Annotated in this window: 11 protein-coding genes; 4 read left to right on the top strand and 7 right to left on the bottom strand. The window is 49.7% G+C overall.

The window, feature by feature from the left end:
* Positions 1 to 229 precede the first annotated feature (229 nt).
* A complete protein-coding gene (locus tag NTV65_00345; GenBank protein ID MCX6113654.1) occupies positions 230 to 1984 on the top strand; it encodes a hypothetical protein in 1755 nt (584 codons plus the stop codon).
* Between the two features lie 262 nt (positions 1985 to 2246).
* Here the strand turns inward: NTV65_00345 and NTV65_00340 are convergent, their stop codons facing one another.
* Entirely contained in the window at positions 2247 to 3254 is a 1008-nt protein-coding gene (locus NTV65_00340; GenBank protein ID MCX6113653.1) for a hypothetical protein, read from the bottom strand.
* A gap of 118 nt (positions 3255 to 3372) precedes the next feature.
* Positions 3373 to 5496, bottom strand: a complete 2124-nt coding sequence (locus NTV65_00335; GenBank protein MCX6113652.1) for an acyltransferase family protein — start codon at positions 5494 to 5496, stop codon at positions 3373 to 3375.
* Positions 5497 to 5786: 290 nt separating this feature from the next.
* Here NTV65_00335 and NTV65_00330 point away from each other — a divergent pair, with 290 nt between their 5' ends.
* Positions 5787 to 7106 carry a hypothetical protein gene (locus NTV65_00330; GenBank protein MCX6113651.1) on the top strand — a complete coding sequence of 440 codons (1320 nt, stop codon included), beginning with the start codon at positions 5787 to 5789 and terminating at the stop codon, positions 7104 to 7106.
* A gap of 46 nt (positions 7107 to 7152) precedes the next feature.
* Here NTV65_00330 and NTV65_00325 read toward each other — a convergent pair whose 3' ends face one another.
* From NTV65_00325 to NTV65_00315, 3 genes are all read right to left on the bottom strand, one after another.
* Positions 7153 to 8967 carry a hypothetical protein gene (locus tag NTV65_00325; protein MCX6113650.1) on the bottom strand — a complete coding sequence of 605 codons (1815 nt, stop codon included), beginning with the start codon at positions 8965 to 8967 and terminating at the stop codon, positions 7153 to 7155.
* Positions 8968 to 9094: 127 nt separating this feature from the next.
* Positions 9095 to 10603 (bottom strand): glycosyltransferase family 39 protein, encoded by a 1509-nt coding sequence (locus tag NTV65_00320; GenBank protein ID MCX6113649.1) that lies wholly within the window; start codon positions 10601 to 10603, stop codon positions 9095 to 9097.
* A 1056-nt stretch (positions 10604 to 11659) separates the two neighbouring features.
* Positions 11660 to 13471 carry a hypothetical protein gene (locus NTV65_00315; GenBank protein MCX6113648.1) on the bottom strand — a complete coding sequence of 604 codons (1812 nt, stop codon included), beginning with the start codon at positions 13469 to 13471 and terminating at the stop codon, positions 11660 to 11662.
* Between the two features lie 1132 nt (positions 13472 to 14603).
* Between NTV65_00315 and NTV65_00310 the strand changes: the two genes are divergently transcribed.
* A complete protein-coding gene (locus NTV65_00310) occupies positions 14604 to 15338 on the top strand; it encodes a hypothetical protein (GenBank protein MCX6113647.1) in 735 nt (244 codons plus the stop codon).
* A 609-nt stretch (positions 15339 to 15947) separates the two neighbouring features.
* On the opposite strand, the gene NTV65_00305 is transcribed toward NTV65_00310, so the two are convergent.
* Positions 15948 to 18152, bottom strand: coding sequence for a glycosyltransferase family 39 protein (locus tag NTV65_00305; protein ID MCX6113646.1), 2205 nt, complete (start codon positions 18150 to 18152; stop codon positions 15948 to 15950).
* 481 nt (positions 18153 to 18633) lie between these two features.
* Here NTV65_00305 and NTV65_00300 point away from each other — a divergent pair, with 481 nt between their 5' ends.
* On the top strand, positions 18634 to 19437 hold the full coding sequence (locus tag NTV65_00300; GenBank protein MCX6113645.1) for a hypothetical protein: 804 nt from the start codon (positions 18634 to 18636) through the stop codon (positions 19435 to 19437).
* 125 nt (positions 19438 to 19562) lie between these two features.
* On the opposite strand, the gene NTV65_00295 is transcribed toward NTV65_00300, so the two are convergent.
* The coding region (locus NTV65_00295) for a hypothetical protein (GenBank protein MCX6113644.1) at positions 19563 to 19862 on the bottom strand (300 nt) is incomplete at its 5' end.

The following is a 19862-nucleotide window of genomic DNA, read 5'->3' as shown; positions in this document are numbered from 1 at the left end:
GTCTCAAAACGGATAATCCACTGCGGTTACCGGCGTTTTTTGTGACGACTGTAATTCCTACCTTTTCGGGATGCCCCGTGTCCGCTAGTATTTCCGTATGGCAGACTCCTGCGCCTATTTCCAAGTCCTCCACATAATCGCCCCGTTACTATTTATTCTTAGTTATGGGCAGGCCTTTTCAAAGCGGGGATTTGCTTGGTCGTGCCTCGCGGGAATAGTCACGTATCAGGTGGCTCTGTTCCTGCTGCCGATGTTCTTGGGGCATGCCCGTATCTTAAGCCCAACGGTGTATCGTTCAGCATTTGTGTTACTGACGTTGGCGACGGCGGTGTTGTCCCTTCGTAGTGTTCCTTCCCTGATACGGTACGTTCGCAGTATTCGGTTCTCATTTTCGTGGCTAGATCTCCTCATTGTACCCTCGTTTTTTATGGCAGTGTTGACTCAGTATTTCATTTGGGTCGAGGACTGGTCGGTAGGAACCATTGCGTTTGATAGCGTTGGATACCACATTTCCCGAGCTTTGCTGTGGTTGTGGCATGGAAACTTTGACGCATGGCGGACGGCGAATTGGCATCAAATAGGACTGCCTCTGGGTGGAGACGCGGAGTTGCAGTCGAACATTTTTCTAGGGTGTGGATGGCTCGGCAGCTCTTGGACTGGCATGGTGGACACGGTGGGCGCGAGTCTTACTGTGGTTCTTCTTTGCTCTAGCTATGGATTGTCTACTCGGGCGTCGTGTATCGCCGGACTGGCATTCCTTTCGTTTCCTTCGGTGGGATTGCGTACGGCTGAAGTTTCAACTGACATAGCAGCCGCGTTTCCAGTGCTTGCGGCGTGCGCACTGTGGAGACACTCTGAATCGGTGGCGAAGGGGCTTTTTGTATTCGTGTCTTTGGTTGGGCTCGGTGTTGCAGCTAAGGGGTACGTACTGTTCGCCGCTATTCCAGTCGGCTTTGTTTTGATGTACCGCTCGCTTGGCAGGATCTTTACGTCACGAGACGCTCTACTTGCGGGAGTTGCCGGTGTGGCCGTAGCTGGTTTGTTTTGCCTTCTCTCCTACGGCCCGGTGTACAGCGCGTTTGGTGATTTTCATGGAGGGGAGAGTGGCGTGCGTCTCTCAGCCTACGGGCTTCCGAAGCGAGAGATCGCAACTACAACGGTCGCGAATGTGCTCACATGGGTGATGGAGCCGTTGAGCGTTCTGCCTGATGCCTGGGCGCAGAAGATCTACGAGGTGGGTGGATTAAAGTACGTATACGAGGGGTTAGGTCTATCCACTCGCTGGTTTCCTAATCTACACCCCGGGGAGAATCGCTCGGGGGTTTTTGCGCTCGTATTCCTGCCTTGGCTGCTTCTTGCCGCGCCGCGCGGATATCGGATCTGGCTGGGATTACTTTTAGCGGTTTTATTCTGTTCGGTAACATCAACACTAGCGCTCAATCTTTCGGCACCTCGGTTCTCACTTCCCTTCTTGGGCTTTTTTGCGATCTTATGGGGTTATCGCGCTCAGAGGAGTCCCGTGCTGGTGAGTCTGTTGCTTCTCGGTTCGTGTTTTGTTTCTTTGCAGTATGTGTGGATTCGGGGAGAGCCTCGGTGGTGGCCACACTACGAACCTGCTATCGAGCCTCATCGCATTCCCGCGCAGTCGATTCAGTCTGAGACGTTGCTGATGTTTTCACGTGGCCTTGCGTTGGAGGCGTATGTGACTGGGCGTCTGGGGCAGTGGCGCTTCAAGCAGATCGATTGCCCACCAGAGGGCAGTTATCGAGATTGGCTCACGCTCCTCAAAAAGGAGTCTCGTTGGATATCGTTCAATGCGGATGCGCCGGATTATAGATTTGGGCCTTTGTTTCGGAGCCGGTTAGGAAACGTGTGTCCACTTATTACGCAAGATCAATTGAAAGCTGAGCTACAAGGGGCGGGTTGGAAGTATCACTCAAACATCTCGTACGTCGATCAGATGTGGACTGTCGTTGGTGAATAGGATGGACCTAGATCACGATTGGGGGAGAGTATTACCGAATAAGGTACGGCGGGCGCCCTAGGTGATTTCCGCTTACGAGCGGCGTGAGGTTCTTGCTGACTCAGGGGAGGTGCGTAAAATGTGGCTTAGATATTGGGAAGCGCGAACCATACTCTAGTACCGACTATAAACAGAAAGCCGGCATCCTCCAGAGGATGCGGTAGTCGGGGACCTTTTTTCTTCTTAGACTGTGTTCGCACAACAGGTCCGAAAGGAGAGAGCGTTAACCCTCCCACGTATTGACACCAAAGAGCTTTTTCCACAACCACGAGGCTGGCATGCTGTGAAAGCGATATTCATGTTGTTGTCCAACATAGTACTGAGGGACGAAGAGGTTAAGTAAAAACAGTAGAGCTACCCTTCTATAAAAGGTGGGGGCCTCCCACTCCTTGGCTAGGGTAATGAATCCTAACCAAATAACCGGGAATGAGATACTCAGCAGTCGACTAGTATCTGTGGCAAGGAAAAGGTTGAGAAAGGCACTTCCCACTATCATGAAATACAGAGCGATCTCAGCGAAGTTTTTTCTGCGTGCATGTATAATGATTGCGTATGCGGGAAGGGCCCACATCAGCTTGAAGGTCTGAAAAAAACCGGAGTAGAGGTGTGCGCTGATAGAACCGAAAGTGCCTCCAAAATTTAGGTTTAAGTAATGCTCGACCGAGAAGGCGGGTGCTTTGTATGAGGCGACCATCTGCACGTAGAGGCGCCACGGTACGAGGGAGAGAACCATGAGCGTTCCGGCATAGGCAGTGCGGAGGAATCGTCTATCGTTTCGTAGGAAGTAGTAGAAAAGAAACCAGGGATATACAAAGAGGTTTCTTTCGTGATTCAGCATCGCTAACGCGAGGAAGAGTGCCCAGAGGAAGCGTCCGCGTGCGGTAAGCATCGCCAAAAATACCAGGGCGTACGAGGTTATGTCCGTATATCCGGCGTAGTGAATTTGAAAAAGAACAGGGGACGAGAATGTAAATATAGCGGAGCAGAGGACAGCTATCTTAGGAGAGAGGTTCTCGTAACGGCATGCGACGTATGCGGTGGCGATAAAAAAGGCGCAAACAAGGTTCATGAACATGATGAACTGTAGCGGAGTTTTGATGCCAGCATAGTGCGCTATGAGCGGAGTGAGAATTCTATTTTGCAACTCATGGCCTTGCGCGAAGTTGAAAGGGTCTTGGGCCAGCCATGCGTAGCCTGCTCCGTGTGCAACAGGACCTTCAGCTGGAGTCACATAGATGTGAGCGATTGACAGTAAGAAAATCGCTAGTAAGTAGCCGATGAGATATCTGTACATCAATTGCGCTGCGGCAAGGATGAAAGAGTTCATTCTGATTTTCAAAATATCAATTTTATTCACGAGGGCTAACTTCAAAGAGACCAGTTTGACGCAAGATTATTTTGAGTGGCGCCGAGAGTTTGTCGGCCATTTCAAAAGAGAAGTGATTGCCGTCATAAAACACTGGGCTGCCGTCGATCACCGCCGCGCACACCCTCTCGTGACAGATAAGGTGCGTTACTTCGACAAGGGTGACCAGATCGCTTACACCGGCCTGTAACTCCGCACCTGCTGTATCGAACATTTTAACAGGGCACTTTCCAATCGAGTTGTCTTTCCCAAGGCACTCCTCAAAGGTTGGTAATCCCTGGAGCGAGGAGAGGACGAGGATCTTGGGGGACGCGGAAAGGTAACGTTGAATGGCTGCTCGGAAGCTGTTGCGGTCGCCAAATCCTACCTCTGTTAGGATGATAGCGTCGGGCTGTAATTCATTAAGGCGTTCGATGGTGTCGTCGATGACCCCCGCGCAATTAAAGCTCGCTGGAGCGCCAGGCGAAGTAAATGACCAGCCGCAACTGTGGCCGCGGGTAAACGGGTGTATCTTCCACTCTTCGGGATTGAGAGCGCCTTTGAGCGCCTGAATCCATGCTCCGGCACGTGAGTCGCCCACAATGGCGATTGATTTCGGAGCCTTGGGATCGCCGATTAGGCACTCGCTTTGGTGTTCAATCGGGTAGCGGGGATTAGAGGTATCGTGACACGGAGGTTCGAGCCCAGTTGGTTTGACCAAATGAGCCTGGAGCGGGATAAGGTTCGGGGGGAGAAACTCTAGCTTCACACCTTCCGCGACTTTACTATGCCAGGCGTTCATGAACTTCTCTTCATGCGGGAGCAATGGTGAAAGGCTCCTGTTTATGGTCGCCGCCTGTCGATCTGTTTGGGTTAGAGAAGATTTAGCCAACTGTGCAGTTGTTGCAGGGGTTTCTGTAAAAACTATCATGATTAAACATGAGGCTACGGCCAGGCCAGAGGCCGCAACGGTTGTTTTCTTAAGCCATGACCCATTGAATAAAGGATCGAGCGACGTGTCAATCTGATGGTGAGCAGATACGATACGACAAGGCTTCTCGATCAGATAAAAGGTGATTGTAGCGAGCAGGAAAATAGTCACTAGTATAAGAGCCATGCTCAGACCTGTTTTTCCTGCGGAGGGATTGAAATCCTTAAGGGCAAGGATTAGCGGAAAATGCCACAGGTACATTGAATATGAGATCGTACCCAGCAGCTTCCAGGGATTCCGACTTAAAAACCGATTCGGAAAGGGCTGAGGAGCGTTGCTGGATGGAATGCCGGCTACGAGATAGAGGGCGGTCGCGAGTGTCGGTACTATACCGAGATAGCCAGGAAACCCTCGAAAATTTGGATAGATTAGTACCGTTGCCGCAATAAGAACGATGGAAAGGTAGGAAAATAAACGCTTAATAAATGGCGATATATTAGGATAGATTCGAACGATGATCGCGGCGGCAGCGCCCGTTGCTAGCTCAAAGGTACGCGTGTACGTTGAAAAGTACGCTCCCTTCGGATTCTCATGAGTGGCATACATAGACCAGCAGTATGAGGCTATGCCAATAAAACTTATCGTGGCGAATACTCGATGTTCCCAGGAAACCGACCTAAAGAATGGTATTCTAAAAACGTTGCGTGCGGATAGTATGAAGAGAAGGGGCCAGAAAAAGTAAAATTGCTCCTCCACGGCCAGTGACCAATAGTGCAGGAGTGGTGATGTGGGAAGCCCCTCTTGAAAGTAGTCGGTCGCCTGTCTTATGGCGTTTATATTTGCTCCAAAGAGTAGGGCCCAGACGCCGTTGAAGAGAATACGTTTCGATCGCAGAGGATTAAAAAGGAGAAACCCCAGCGAAACCGTGACAATGAGCACAAACACCGCTACCGGAAGAATTCGTCGGACGCGGCGAATGTAGAAATTTTTCAGCGAGACTGTGGCGAGATCGGGATTGTTGGCATGGCTTTTGGCGAACTCGCCAGCGAGTAGTGAGGTGATCAAAAAGCCTGAGATCACGAAGAACATATCTACCGAAACGAAACCACCTTGCAGGTAGGGTACGCCGAGGTGGAAGCTAATGGCCATCATGATGGCCAAGCCGCGAAGGCCTTCTATATCAAATCTAAACTTCATATCGGGGGATAGAATGCCACAAAATTAATTTATGCAAAGAGCCTAAATTAAAGGATGAATTTGAGGATTTTCTGTTGTCCCGGGTAAACCGCACAACATATTTTATCGGGTTGACTGTACGGATAAAGACGCTCGAGCGGCCGGATATTGCTCAAACATAGTTTGGTCACCCGCAGTCGCAGGTATTTTGTGGTTCCATGTATCCCCTTTTGTCATCTTACGCATATAGTTCGGCCGTATATCTAGCGCCCTGTGGCGGGGCGAATAAATAGCAAAAAATAGGATTAAAGGTGTCTTCAAGCACGATTGCCAAGATTGGTAGGTGGATTTTGGAATGCACTGCATTTCTGTTGGTAATTTTTGTTATTGGACGGGCGGTCCTTGAGCAGGGGGGGATTGCTCGCTCGGTCGGGAATGGGCCATCCGCCCTTGCTGATGGGGGTTCTGATTATGACGCCATCGTTACGGGATTAAATTATTATCTTGATGGATTTACCAGGAATTACGGCCTCCCGGATCGAGCAGCTCCCGCAGGTAAGGCATACTTGGATCCGGCGGACAGGCCCACGTGGAGTGGTGTATACTGTCATTATCCTCCGGGAGGCAATTGGATGACGGGACTAGGGTTTTATATCTTTGGTCCAAGAAATGTTCCAAGTTATCGAAGCATCCCGATTGCCCTTTCCGCAGTGTGTTTTTTGGCGAGCTATTTTTTTATCCGGCGGGTTTTTGGAGCTCTTTTGGCTGCGGCAGGCATGGTCGCGCTTATCTATGTTCCGATGACAACATCGATGATGCACGCCCTTTACGGCCACGGCTATGCCACGGCCATTTTAGTGCTTCAGACCAGCTATGTTTTTTCCTGCTTTCGCCTTCAAGGGTTTTTACGTCCGCGTCAACTTGCGCTTGTATTTTTGATGGGATGGATTCAGGGGTGGTTGGGGTTTGATTATGCCTTTGTGGCGTCACTGTACCCGTTAGCATTGGGCGCCGTCTGTTTATCGAGCCCTATTACAAAAGCAGGCATCCTCGCAACCATAGCGGCGGGAAGTGGGTTTTCCGCCGCTCAAGGCGCGCATTTTATACAGGTGGCGTTGTTTCGGCAATCGTGGTCCTCCGCATATTCTGATTTTTTTGACACCGCGATGTATCGTTCGGGGGCCATACAGGACCCGGAGATGGCCGCCAGCACTACCCTGCATATTCTTTATACCTACCTAATCGAACTGCTGCCGGGCGGGCAGTGGGGAGGAACGCAGGCTATTTACATAGGTGCCGTCGGAGTAGCGGTGCCTCTTATATCTTTAGTTTTAGCTTGGGCATTTCAGAGCGTCAGACGACAGGTTACGTCCGGCGTTCATTTGCTCTCTGGATTGGTAATATCTCTGGTCGTGTCGCTGATGTGGGAAATGGTGATGCAGCAGCACTCATTGGTAGCTGCTCATAAGTTGTTTCTTCCTCGTCACCTAGTTTTTTTTCTGTTTGTGTGTATTTTGTCATCGTCCACGTTTGTCTACGAGATCGCTATGGGATTGTGGAGTCGGTTTTTTGATGGTCGAGGTTCCTCTAGTTCGCTTGTTCAAACCGGCCCGGAGAAAGAAGCTCCTTAAGTATCTCGGGGAGGCTTCACCTCCTCTTTTGGAAATCGTAATTAGCTCAATGTCCTTCGGAGTGCTTAAGGGATGATTTTGAGGACGACGCATTCACGACAGTACAATTCCCAATTGATTGAGCTTCAATAGTGTATCCGTTTGCGAGTAGATCTGCCGCCAGCAGGGTGATTGGTACGGTCGACGCGACCACAAGAGTCTTTTCTTTTACAGCCTCTATCGCTAACTGGTAGCTGACCGAGTCCTTGGTAAATCTCGTGTCAGTTAAGTCAAGAGTCGCTTGTGTGGGTAAGACCTTTTCGATACTGAGGCCGCGGGCATCCGCCGCGCGTGCAAGGTGTACGTCAACCGTTGCTTGCTGGGGACAGTTCATTCCCTGAGTCGCGATGGCGACGCCTGGTTGGAACTGTTCAGCCAGGTGCTGTGACACGAGCATCGTTGAGGGTAAAACTGCCTGCTGCGTCGCGAGAAAAAATAGGTCGTGAGCAAAGAGCATCATAGTAGTAAGCCCAAAGACTAGCGCGCAATGGGCGTTGGCAAGGCGACCTCCACGGAGTCGCTCTACGCAAAGAGAGAGACCATACGCTATCCATGCGCCAAGAGGGATGAGCATTAAGAAGGAACGATGGATATCCACTCGGTTTGTTAGAAGTAGTGGGAGGATTCCCAAAAAAACAAGACTCGCCAGAAAAGCGGCTGGAAGCCTGTGGCGGCTCCGTATGCTGGCTACGAGCCCGATTAAGAGGGGAAATATCAGGGCTGCTTGATACGGCCTCAGGGTTTCTCCATTTATATAACCGAATAGGTAATAGGTATCGCTCCTTCTGAGCGGCGAGAAGAGTTGTAGCATTTCTTCGCCCCGAGCTGTGGCAATAGCCCAGAGGAATCTGACCTTTATTATGAGAGGCAGGTTGGCTGCGTTCATATCTCTTGTTTCAGGTGATTCTCCGAGGTAGTTGATGAGCTCCTGTTTGTGACGAGCCATCAGAAAGGCTTGTTCTCCTCGTACGGAGGAGAAATCCGAGTGAGGATTGAGACGCTTTTCGGCAAGGAACATAGTCGTGGTCACGAGCGCGATCAAAGCAGTGATGGCGACAGTTCTTCGCCTCCAAGTTTTTTTTGTGAGATTTAGCAGCGTGAAGCCTACAAGAAATATAATCGTAGCTAGGACAAATATGCGCGCTGGAGCGTAGTTGTAGTTAGCGGCGAAGAGGGCAAGGCTTGCAGCTAAAGCTTTGCCGTATGCCCAGCGCGACTTATCAGTAATGGCCAATATCACGAGCACTAAAGCTAGCTCTAATCCGAAAAACGTGGCGGTTTGAGAGACCCCATAACCCATGTAAAAGATGAACAAAGGGTTAGTAGCGGTAATTATAATAAATAAGAGTGCGGCCGTTCTGTTGAATAGGAGTCGAACCAAGTACGCTCCAAGAGCAAGGCTCGCCACGCCCATTAGGAGCGAAGTAATACGTAGCGCTGCAAAGCTCCATCCTATTGAGTTGAGAATGGCATACGTCGGCGCACCATACATGAGTGTCTGAGCGCTCGCGGAGAGCAAGCCGGGCTTTTGTATGAATACGTTCCAGGAGAACTCGCCGATACTCTGGTGGTCCCTAAAAGCATTGAAGAAGAAGTGGACAGTATCACACTCCCAGGGAAGCATGGCGGAGTCGCCTGGAATAATTCGATATACCAGCGTAATACCCACAGCGCCCATGACAGACAAAAGAGCCAGAATCTTTAGCCATCCAGGGGAAATGGTATCCTCAGAGAGGCTGATCTTTCGACGGGAGAGGACGGAGCAGGCAAGTATATAGATTAGGGCGCAATAGAGTCCCCGATAGGCAATAAATTGTTCCATAATGCAGAAGAGGCCCAAGCTAGCCATGGGGGCCAAAAGTACGCACCCTCTAACAACGGTCACTATCGTAAAAGAGTGGACGAGACAAGGCCTAAACGTGCCAGATTAGTGCGGCTTGGTTAAGAGCTTATTCAACGTAAAGAGCGGAACCATGGGAATGTCGGAAAATTTGAGGATTGTGCCCTGCGGCGGTGAGTTTCCCTACTACATAGGCTTCCCGATCTAGCTCGATGATAGCTAAGGCAGGGAACCCGGTCTTGGTGCCTTGTGCAATAATTATATCGGCTTCATCCTGCGGAGGTTGCAAGCTAGTTCTGGTCGCATTTGGAAACGTAAGAACATAGAAAGACTCTCCGAGAGATTCGGGTTGGTTTGTAAGGCTGAGTAAGGTTTTCACCTTACGTGTTTCGATAGGTAAGTTGAGTATATACGTTACACGGTAAAGCTTCCATCGTTGGACGCTTGTTTCGTAAAATTCATAGTTCCAGTGTGCCCACCAGGCGCCGACCAAAAGCATGCATGGCGCTACGAGATATGGTTGTGTAATCCTGAGGCACCTCCAGGCGGTGTCGCACGCAATCGCACATGCTAGGGGCATAAAGAGCGCGAAGATAATAAGATGAGGAGAGAAGCTGCCTTCAACCATGAGCACCGAGCCGACAAAGGTTGCGATGCAGGCGAGAATGACGTAGGTCGACACGAGGTGCTTGCGCGCGGCGCTAAAGATAAGAACTAGCCCTCCCGCCACCGCAACCCAGCTCATAATTGGCCCTAGTGGTGCGCCTGTGTATCCGTATTGGGCGGCTTTATCACCGGCCCAAAAGAAGAGCAGGGTTTGTTTCAGGTTGAAAAGGATAACTTCCCAGTCTGTCGCTGGTCCACCTAGGGAGTATTCGATGTGTTTGCGCGGACCTGGTAGAAAGATAAGTTGAGAGCGTGCCCGGCTTTCGTAGTTGCGCGTTGTCCAGAAATAAATTTGAGGCCCTGCGGCTAAGGTAAATCCGATGAGAGCGGCAACGATACTACCCATCCTGACGCGTAGCCCCCCGATCAAGTTTCGCGGAGCCGCACTAGTCAGGAGTTGTTTGATAATCACCGCTCCGATAATGGCGGGGCCGAGCACGTGGGTGGCTGGATACACAAGCACCGAGAGTCCGGTTAAGATTCCTAGTAGTAAACAATTACGTGCGCTTGGCGTGCGCGCCACGCGGGCTAGTGCCCAGGTGACGAACGCGATAAACAAAGTAGCGTGATTGTAGATAAATCCCGTCCGCGAGTAGTGTACGTGCAGGTTAAACGGGACGGCGAATAAGAGGAAAAAAAGACCCGCCCTGCGTCCGTAGGTATTCGAAACGGCAAGGCCGAAAAATATGAGCGATATGACCCCCTCTATAGCTGTAGCGAACCGGATGCTCCAGGTTGACAATTCACCAGTCACCTTTGTTGGTACGCTCGACAGCCAGTAGTTAAGGTTCGGATGGCCAGCCCATCCGGACCCGTAAAGGGCCCAGCCGGAATTGGATTCGGCTAGGGTAGTAATCCCAGTAGCCGAGGCGGCCTCGTCATTATGAAGCTGTGGTGGATAATTTGTCAGATATGGGATTCGAATAGCCACGGCGAGCATAATGAGAATCACAAAACTCGCGGCAAAGTGCGAATTGCGGCGGCCATTTGGGGGGATGTTAGAAAAAGGACTCATTTTGTCGTCTGATATTTTTGCTGCTTAAAACAAACTGCTCATAAAAGTTGAGCCGCCCATTGTTTGTTCTAAAACAGTAGCACCCTAAAAAGGATTCTAAAATGGGGAAAGTAGAAATGCAAAAAGCTATGTACTTTGTGTTAAGGTCCCCTTTCTTTGAACACATAGTCTTAAATCAGTAGCATCGGCTGTTCCTCAGCCCCGCAGGGGCTGGAGGGCAGAGACTCATAACTTGTTGATAAGTTGTTAGTTGAGCTTGAGTGCGTTTTCGGGCAATTGCTGGAGGGCGCCCTATGAGCGGAATGGATCCGTTCGGTGTTGTAGTAGCCGATGTAGCAGTAGGTAGCCTACAGCAGCTCAGGAAGCGATGAGAATCGCTCAGGGTCTCCGAACTCGTCTTTAAATCGTCCAAAGAACGACTCCTGTGAGCCGTTATGCAACGGAGATGATTTAGGCGAATAAGATGCTTGAATACCCTGCTCTTCCAGTACTTTCGTGAGTGCATAGGATTTGTACTCGCTCCCTTGATCCGTATGAAACCGGCCGGTGCTTGATCTGCCCCGAGCAGCGCCATTTTTAGCGCTCTCAGAACTAGCTCTGCCTAGTGCTCCGTCATTGACTTAAACACCGAGAATTTCTCGAGTAAAGCGATCCATAACCGTTGCCAAATACACGTGACGAGTATGAAACCAGATGTGAGTGAAGTCAGCAACCCATACCTATCGGGTGCCATAGGCGATAGTTTACTGAGGATATCGGTGCGGTTACTCTCAGGTTGCCCCATATCGTGTGGATTGTTTGGAGCCCGTGCTGGTTGAGCAGGCTTAAGCCCGTAGAGCTTAATGACCAGCTGAGCCCGTTTGCGGCTTATCTGAAGGGCGGCTGCTACGCGCTTATGCCCGTAGCCAGGATGCTTCAGCATCACCGCTTCAATGCACGCCTGAGCGCTTCATCTTTTTCGGGCTGCTTGCGCCGGTAGTACCTGAAGGGAAATTACAAACGAGATTTTTCGATGGTCCATGCGGCGCAGCCGCTTTTGGTTTGATTAATTGATACAGTAAACCCTTTATCCAGTAGCATATGGTGTAGTTTGCTATAAGGCACGGTAGTGATAAAGCTAACTTTGTTTAGGTTCGCCAAGGTTAAGAACTCTTGGAGATAAACAGAGTTAGGATTGAAATAGCCGTCTGAAATATTATCGAGGAAGCCTGCTGGAAAAAAAGAGATCTGCGCTTCAGGGTGCTTCCGAGATAGCTCCGCTAGGTTAAGTTCAACCCATGAGCGCTGTTGACAGATCAGGTGCGAAGAGCCGAGGACAGATGCAGGTTCAGGATCGTTTAGTACTGCTTTTGTAGCCTCGATAAGGTCTGGCTGAGCGGACTCTTGCACACCGTTCACATAATAGTTAGATCCAACGAGGCTGATACTCAATGCAATGGTGACAACACTAATAACAACCCGTGGCATACCACATCGATACAGCCGCTCCAATACGGCCCAAAGTCCCTGCGCCGCCCAAGCTGAGATTGGAAATACCAATAAAAACGAGCGATGAAGATCTAGTCGATTGACTAACAGTAATGGAATGAGCCCTATGAAGAAGAAGGTAATGATGTACCAGTTACCGAGTGTAAACGCTCTGCGGAGACTTAAAATAAGCCCAATTATGATGAATACTACGAGCCCGCTTTGGTATGGGCGAAAATGGTCGCCAAAATAGGCTCCACGGGTAGTAGAGAGTAGTTGGTAGGTTGGAGAATAGGTTTCATAAAACTGCTGGAAACGCCTCTGTGCTACAGCTAATATAAAACGGACACGAACACTTTTAGAAAGGTTGTTGGGATCAAGCGATTGAACTTCGGGCGTATCTCCAAGATATTCAACTAAGTTACCTTTCCATTTATGTTGGAAGAAAGCATGCTCCTCTCGCATTGTAGAAAAGTTACTGCCAGGGTTTAAATTCTTTTCTGCAATTAGAGCGCCGGTCGTTCCGATGCAGATTGCTAATGCCCATAGGCGCACGCGCCCGGGAATGGCTCCTACGATCCCACCGAATAGCGCAGTGCTCCCAAGAAATATCAAAGTGGTTACCAGGAATATCCGACCTGGCCCGTAGTTAAAGGATGCGCCGAATAGAAAGGTTATTGCAAGTACGGCATTAAGTGAACGGATGCCTCGACCAGAGAGCGTTCTAAATATAAACACGCCGGCCAGGAGAAGTGCGAAGAGTGTGCCCGTTACGGCTACCGCATATCCCATGTAGTGAACGAGAAGTGGGTTTGTTGCAAATATAATAGCGAAGCATGCAGCAGTTCCAGAGTTGAAAGCCATCTTTATCAGGTAAGCACCCATGGCCACGCTCAGCACCCCGGCAAGAAGACTGACTGAGTGCAGCGTGAAGGTGTTCCACCCTAAAAGTTTCATGATGGCAAAGGTCGGAGCGCCAAAAAAAAGTGTTTGCGCGCTCGCAGCTAGCACGCCAGGCTTGGTCAGGGCTGCTTGAACAGTGAAATCCCACACACTTTTTTTATCAGTAAAAGCGGAGAAAAAATCGTGAATGCTGTCGCACTCCCATAGGAGCGCAGGGGTCATGTCTAGTCGCATTCGGAAGAAGAGGGGAATGGCGATCGCTCCACACACTGAAAACGTCACAGGTAGTATGCACCATCGAAGAGTATCGCCGAGTTGGCTCCGTTCTTTGCGAGAGAACTGGATAATGCCTAAGACCAGTAGTGTCGCTGAAATAATCCACAAAGAACCGTAGTAGAGTAATGTGTTAGTTGAGGTATTAAAATATTGAAACATGAAGGGACCCTGACTTACTCTCTGTCAACTCTAAGAATATCAAGAGCTAGGGGAGATTGGCTAGCCCTAAAACGGACTCAGGCGGTATCATTTTATTTGGCGCCGCGGCGTTAGTACCAGCCAAGCGTTTTTCGTTGCTGCACCATCGATCGGGATGGCAGCCCGTACAGACACGGATGGGTGGCCTTGTTCGCAAAGCACTTTTATAGCTGGGTCCTGTGCCGATTGGGGTGAGCATCGTAAAAGGACGGCCTCTGACAACTGGAGATCGTCCAGATAAGAAATGAGACTACCCACGGGTGACTGCACCGTGTGTGAGTTGGGCATAATCCTCCGCCACTCCTTTGATTCCACCGCATAGCTAAGACAGGAGTTTTCGCGCGGGGAATCAAAAGGAGATAGGGGTATAATGTAGGAGGTTTTGGATTGTTCTAACAAGGCAGGACTGGAGAGTAAGAGGCGGATCGAGCTTCCGTTTTCGCAAACAGTAAACATAGTCGCTTTAGCTACCGGATTGTTTGCGAAACTCAATTCGAGCGGAAAACGAAGGGCGCATAGAGCAAAACCACAGGCACATATCGACGCCTTAGTTCCACGCGATCTGGTTGTCGAAAAAAAATACAAGGCCCCACACAGAGAACTCATGGCGGAAAAAGATATCCCTCGCCGATATGCGGTGGCGTCTCCCACAAGGAGATACGCAGTTAACCATACACCCGCCCACAACATTATGCTGAAGCTTTGTTGCCGATAGGGGGGCGGAAACGAAATTATACGAATGAGTGCGGATGAGATGAGAAAAAACAAGCAGGGTTGCAGGCAGAAAAGATCGGGGAGCCCCCTGAGTATATTTGAGATGTGTTCGATCAACGCCTCAACGATCTCCTTGGGGCTACGATTCCAAAAAACGGAGAAGTTTTGACCATCTGACGGGCGCGCGATCTGGATCCAGATCGGGGTGTCTGGATTGTGGATAAGGTCAAAGTCCGGTAACCCTTCCGCCTCTGGATGTGGTCGCCAGGACTCTTTAGGCCATGACACTAAGAGATCGCGTTTAAAAAGAGATATATCTCCCGAATAGGCCGCGGTAACCACAATTCCAGTTGCGAGGATTATTGGCGCCGCGATGTGTATGAGTATCGATAGAACGGCTCTGGAGAGAGAAGCTTGTCGCGGGATGAGAGATATGAGCACTAAGCATACTATGCTGATGATGAAAGGAATTCTAACTGCAGCATACGAGTACATCGCGAAAAGAGTGGCCCCCAAGACGAGAATAAATATGGAGATCGATGATGCGGGTGGCTTACCCAACCACCGTGAGGCGATTTTCGTCGCGGTAAAAAAAAGTAGGCCACAAGTAGTAATCAGCGTTACGGGAAGGTTTCCGGACAGCCCTGCTGTGAGAACCCAGCGGTCTGTTATCATAATTGAAAGCGCGATGAGGGCGAAAACTGTACCGCCAATGGAGCGGGCACCACTCGCCAAAAAGCTTATGCCTAGGGCACAGAGCACCATAGAGACGAGGTTGTTTATAAGTATGGATTTGCCAACAAATGGATTAAGCGCCGCTCGCAGAGTGACGAAGATGAGGTTGGCTCGAATGGCTACTGAATCATCGTGCTTAAGGGACAAGCTTGACGAAGACCATTCGGTGGGAGTTTCGAATCCAGACGGCAGAATGGTGCTGCTTGGAGCAACAAGCATTAGAAAATTCAGGACAATCAGGAAGGATATGAGGCCAAAGGCCCAATCTCCTTTATTGTGTGCGGGAACGGTGCCACTCTGGCGCGCTAGCAGGATGGTGGTGACCATTCCGAGTAGCGCTCCTAAGCCTACTGCCAGGTTCAGAGTTGTAGGGGCATAGGTGCTCGCAATAGGGAGATAAAAGTATATTGAGATCAGCGCGCCAGCGATGCCCGCAGTATAAATTGCTTTTAACAACTTTCTACCTAGGATCTCAGCGCCGCATGAGGCCACTGTTGTGCCAACTGCTAGGCCAAAAAAAAGGTCATAGAGGGTCTGATTGGTCACTAGATGGGTAAGGGAGCCAAGCTGTACGAAATTCGCTGGCCAATAGCTAATCAGGAAATTGATGTGCAAAATTGAGAATACAATTAGGAAGCAAGTAGTCGCAAAAATCATCGTAGGGTTCCCAAAAATTAATCACGGCACGACTAAGCGTCTGAGTATTAGGATAAGAAATCCGCGCGAAAAATGATTCGATATGCGCACGCCCCTCATTTTTCAAGACGTTTAGGTCGCCCGGTTCTACCCCCATACTAGTGGTGGCGAAACATCCACTTCTCTCAAAAGCCCCGCAAAAATCGACACGAAACGCCGAATAGTTTTATGTCTGACGTTAGCCTGCTCCCGGTATCGAGTAAACTGAGATTCGACACGTGGATTTAGAGGTGCGTTGAGACCCCGGCGCTCGCTCGCAAAGTCTTTCTAAATACCTGTCAATTTCGTCTTGCTATCCGATACGATCTGAAATTAAGCATGAAATTGAGGTCACAGAAAGTATCTTCCATATCGGAGTGTTTGCTGAGGACTCGATCGTTCTAACAGTTGGGTTTTTACAGCGAATAATAGCGCTCTGAATCAGATCTTCATTGATCTTTGAGTTATGGAATGTGTCTGTAATTAGATATGTTACACGCAGCCAGGTTTGATTCTCTACAGTCTCTGAGAGCTGTGACCTCATTTTTGTCCATGAATACAACCAAGTTTTCTCAAGGCGCGCTGTTGCTTCTAAGGGATTATCAATAAGCTCCGGAAGGCTTTGAAAGCGGCGGAAGACGAGTAGGTTTGGGCGGTTGTGCGTATCAGTTAGGTGATCTAGGAAAAGCAAGGTGAACTTCGACCCGTCGTAATTTTCTCCAAAGGCGCCAATCGTCAGGGTTCGGGCAGAGATATCCCTCGTTAACTCTTTGGCCATAGCGACTTCTGGAGCTTCTCCGTAGTGCCAAAAACGACCAGAAAACCAGACAAAGCAAGTTATACTAGTCCAAATCGCCAGCATCAATGTAAACGCAAAGCCTGAGAGCGTCGATCTCCAGCTGGATTTAGCTACGTAGTTATATGCAACCGCCACGGCTACCGCGGCTAGCGTCATTATCGCTGGAAAGGTAGAGGAGAGTCGCTTGGGATATGCTTGTTGAGAGAGAATTCCGGGGAGGAGTGCCGCGCCGATCCACCCAAGCAACACAGCCGTTTCTATGCTCGTACGACGTGCTAGTAGGAAAAATAGACCGACAACTGCGCACGCTACAACTGGCCACTCTAGGGTGCGCGGAGCGATATATTCGGTAGCTGGAACCCATTCTTGATGAAACAGGTAGGGCGCTTTAAAGAACAGACCTTGGAGTACGACCCAGATGTGCTCCGATGATTTTGCTATTATGCAAAGCGTTGCTCCCACAGCGCCAACACACGAAGTACCGTCGCCCCACAAGGTTCTCCCGCCTGTGAGCGTGAGTGGGTTTAAAAATTCAACCTCTCCGGTCGCTGGATAGTAGCTCAAGGGGATGCCGAGTGCCCACATCACAACACCGAAAAATAGTATGATGCACTGGCCCCACGTAAGCGGTAGCCGGAAGCGGTTGTTTATCCAAAAGAGCCCTAGGGCCAGGAGTGGCATAAGGACGGCGCTTTGACCTGATGGATATTGATGCCAAGAGACTGCCATCATAAGAGCGATGCCTGCGGACCATATCAGCCGACGAGTTTCCGCGGCCCGGAGAAGAAAATAGGCCATAAGTGCTATTGGCCACGTCGTTGCTCCGTGTGGGTAGATATCCGAGCGATGCCATCCCAGGTGGAGGCAGTTGAAGGTTAGAATAGTTGCAGCTATTATTCCGGCGGTTTTTCCGGCGATGCGTTTTGCGACTAGATACATTACTGGGATAGTCATAAGGCCGATAAGCACCGAGCCCATCCGAACAGATAGCAATGTCGTGCCAAATAGTGAAAATGTCGCGGACATCGGAAGATAATAGAGCACTCCAAGAGGCGACCACGGGCCATTTAATCCGCGGTTGGCCACGAAAATACCCTTGAGCGAGCCCGCAGCGGCGGAAAATATAGCGCATTCCCCTTCGAAATAATTGGTGATTCGATTAAGGGCATACATGCGTAGAACTACCGCTATCGAGAAAATCGCGAAGAGCGCTCCTAATTCTACCCGTGAGGTATGGTCGCTGTTTGAACGGAGATGTTCGAACCTCGGAGCGTCAGGGCGTCGCAACCCGAGGGAAACGAGGCAAAAGCTGACGAGATACAAAACAACGCCAAGTGCGATGGCTGGGTAAGGAGTCGTATCGGGGGACGATAGTACCCCTAGAAACTCGTTGATTTGACGATTTAATACGCGGTCTACTAGAGCTAGCTGAGCGAGAATTGCAACCACTAATCCGGAAAAAAATAGCGATTGACTGGTCGAGCGACGACTAATTCCTACTAGTAGAAGGGCAAGGCATGCTATTCCCGTTCCGTATCTCCATAGGGGATACACTTGGGTGAAAAGAGGTTCACCTAGAGAACTCAGCGCAGAAACGGCAGGGGTAAGGAACGAAAGGCAGTTAGCCGAGGCGGTATCGTCTAGAAAGGCGACGTAAAACGCGATTAACGTCGTGATTGCGGCGGTAACGCAGAAAAATAAAAAACGCTTGTCTTTCATAAGGACGTAATGAGTAGGGGATATTAAGACCAACTAGAGGCACGCTAGCTCCGTTCTTTAGTGTTAACCACCAGAAATAATGAGGCAATCACAAATCTTAATGACGTTAGAGCTTTACGCGTGAGCATTAAAAATAGACGATAAAAACCCTTGCTTTGCTCATCATACCGATTACTTAATCATGTAGTTCCCAATCATGACCTGGGTCGGTTAGAAAGAGAAACTGGTGCTGAAAATGTGGTATCGCACTCATGAGAGTGAAATTGGGCCTCTCCGGTCGCTTCGGCGCAAGCAATTGGGATCTACGGGGCATTAAACGCCCCACGGTACAAGATTTGCTGATAGGGGATAGAAAGGCTCTCGAGATGGGGGCATTCGAGGAGTTCTTGGGGTTTTAAGTAAAAAAAGACTCAAGATTTATGGGATTGTGCCGTTGAATCTCTCAGGACGTGAATATATCGAGACTAATAAGGGTGTTTGTATGAAGATGAGAAAACGACTACTCGCGATAATGCTTTCGGTCCTTTGCGTTGGAGCGTGGCCGGTTGTCTCATATGCGGATTCAGCGATAACGCTCGCGATCCCTGACCTGGCCGCGGAAAAGTCGCTTCCGATGACCTTAAACGGAGATGCGAGCGTTCGTGATGGAGCCTTATACCTGACCCATGCGGCTGGGGATCTGTATGGCTCCTCTTTTTCTGCGCAGTCTGTCTCCCTATTGAATTATCAATCCTTCAGCGCCCATTTCTCGTTTCAAATAACCTCTCCGACTTGCACGCGCGGCCTTGGAGGTGATGGCTTGGCGTTCGTTATCCATTCGAACAGTTCAATGAGCAAAGCGTATGGGCAGGGGCTTGGATATAGTGGTTTATCCGCCTCGCTCGCCGTTGAATTTGATACGTTTGAGAATGGCATCTACAGTGATCCGGACAACAATCACATCGGGATTAATCTTAACGGAGATTTACGCTCGATTGTGACGGCCAAGGCACCGTTCTTTCTAAATGACGGCGTTCCGTATTACGCATGGGTCGATTACAATGGGGCCACAAACGTGCTTGAAATAAGAATCTCCGATGGGACCGCTCGCCCTTCCGCGCCAGTTCTCGCTCACACAGTCGATCTCTCTGGGGTTCTTAAATCTGAGGTCTTTTTCGGATTCTCCGCCGCGACCGGTAGTTGTAATCAGCAACATCTAATTAAGTCTTTATATTTCCACAAAGACTTCATCGCAGAGGGAATTGACCCTGTGCAGAACGAATATTTCACCGATCGCAGCAAATAAACGCGAGACGATTGCTAGTGAAGGCTCCTAAAACTCTCTAGATCAAGCGGCTGACCGATACGGAGAAGCCAGTGTGCTCTTGAGAGAGGATTTGAGCTACGACATCGTCAGTGAATCGATCTTCCTTAATTCCAGGGGCTGAAAGGTAGGTTCCACGGATCAAACCCAAACATATAAAATACAAATGAAACAGGGACCGGTAAGAAAGGCCATGCGTTGTGTTGTCCAACATAGTACTGAGGAACAAAAAAATTGCAAAAAACCAGAATCATAAGCACCTCTGAAAGCTTATTTCCAAGAATTTTCTTACATAACAAGAGCTCCAAAGAGTATAGAACTATCGGAAAGGCATGTCCGACGTGACGAGAGATATCGTGAGAGAACAACAGCTGGGCTCCACCCGCGGCGAACATGAGCGCAAATAC

Source organism: Pseudomonadota bacterium (genome assembly GCA_026390555.1).
Classification (GTDB): domain Bacteria; phylum Bdellovibrionota_C; class UBA2361; order UBA2361; family OMII01; genus OMII01.
The sequence above is the reverse complement of the archived record's forward strand: the minus strand, read 5'-3'. Positions and strand labels throughout refer to the sequence as shown.

Bases quoted from the DNA above. Each gene is read 5' to 3' on its own strand.
- NTV65_00300 (MCX6113645.1), top strand. From the start codon at position 18,634: ATGAAGATGAGAAAACGACTACTCGCGATAATGCTTTCGGTCCTTTGC.
- NTV65_00310 (MCX6113647.1), top strand. From the start codon at position 14,604: ATGAGTATCGATAGAACGGCTCTGGAGAGAGAAGCTTGTCGCGGGATG.
- NTV65_00325 (MCX6113650.1), bottom strand. From the start codon at position 8,967: ATGGAACAATTTATTGCCTATCGGGGACTCTATTGCGCCCTAATCTAT.
- NTV65_00315 (MCX6113648.1), bottom strand. From the start codon at position 13,471: ATGTTTCAATATTTTAATACCTCAACTAACACATTACTCTACTACGGT.
- NTV65_00305 (MCX6113646.1), bottom strand. From the start codon at position 18,152: ATGAAAGACAAGCGTTTTTTATTTTTCTGCGTTACCGCCGCAATCACG.
- NTV65_00335 (MCX6113652.1), bottom strand. From the start codon at position 5,496: ATGAAGTTTAGATTTGATATAGAAGGCCTTCGCGGCTTGGCCATCATG.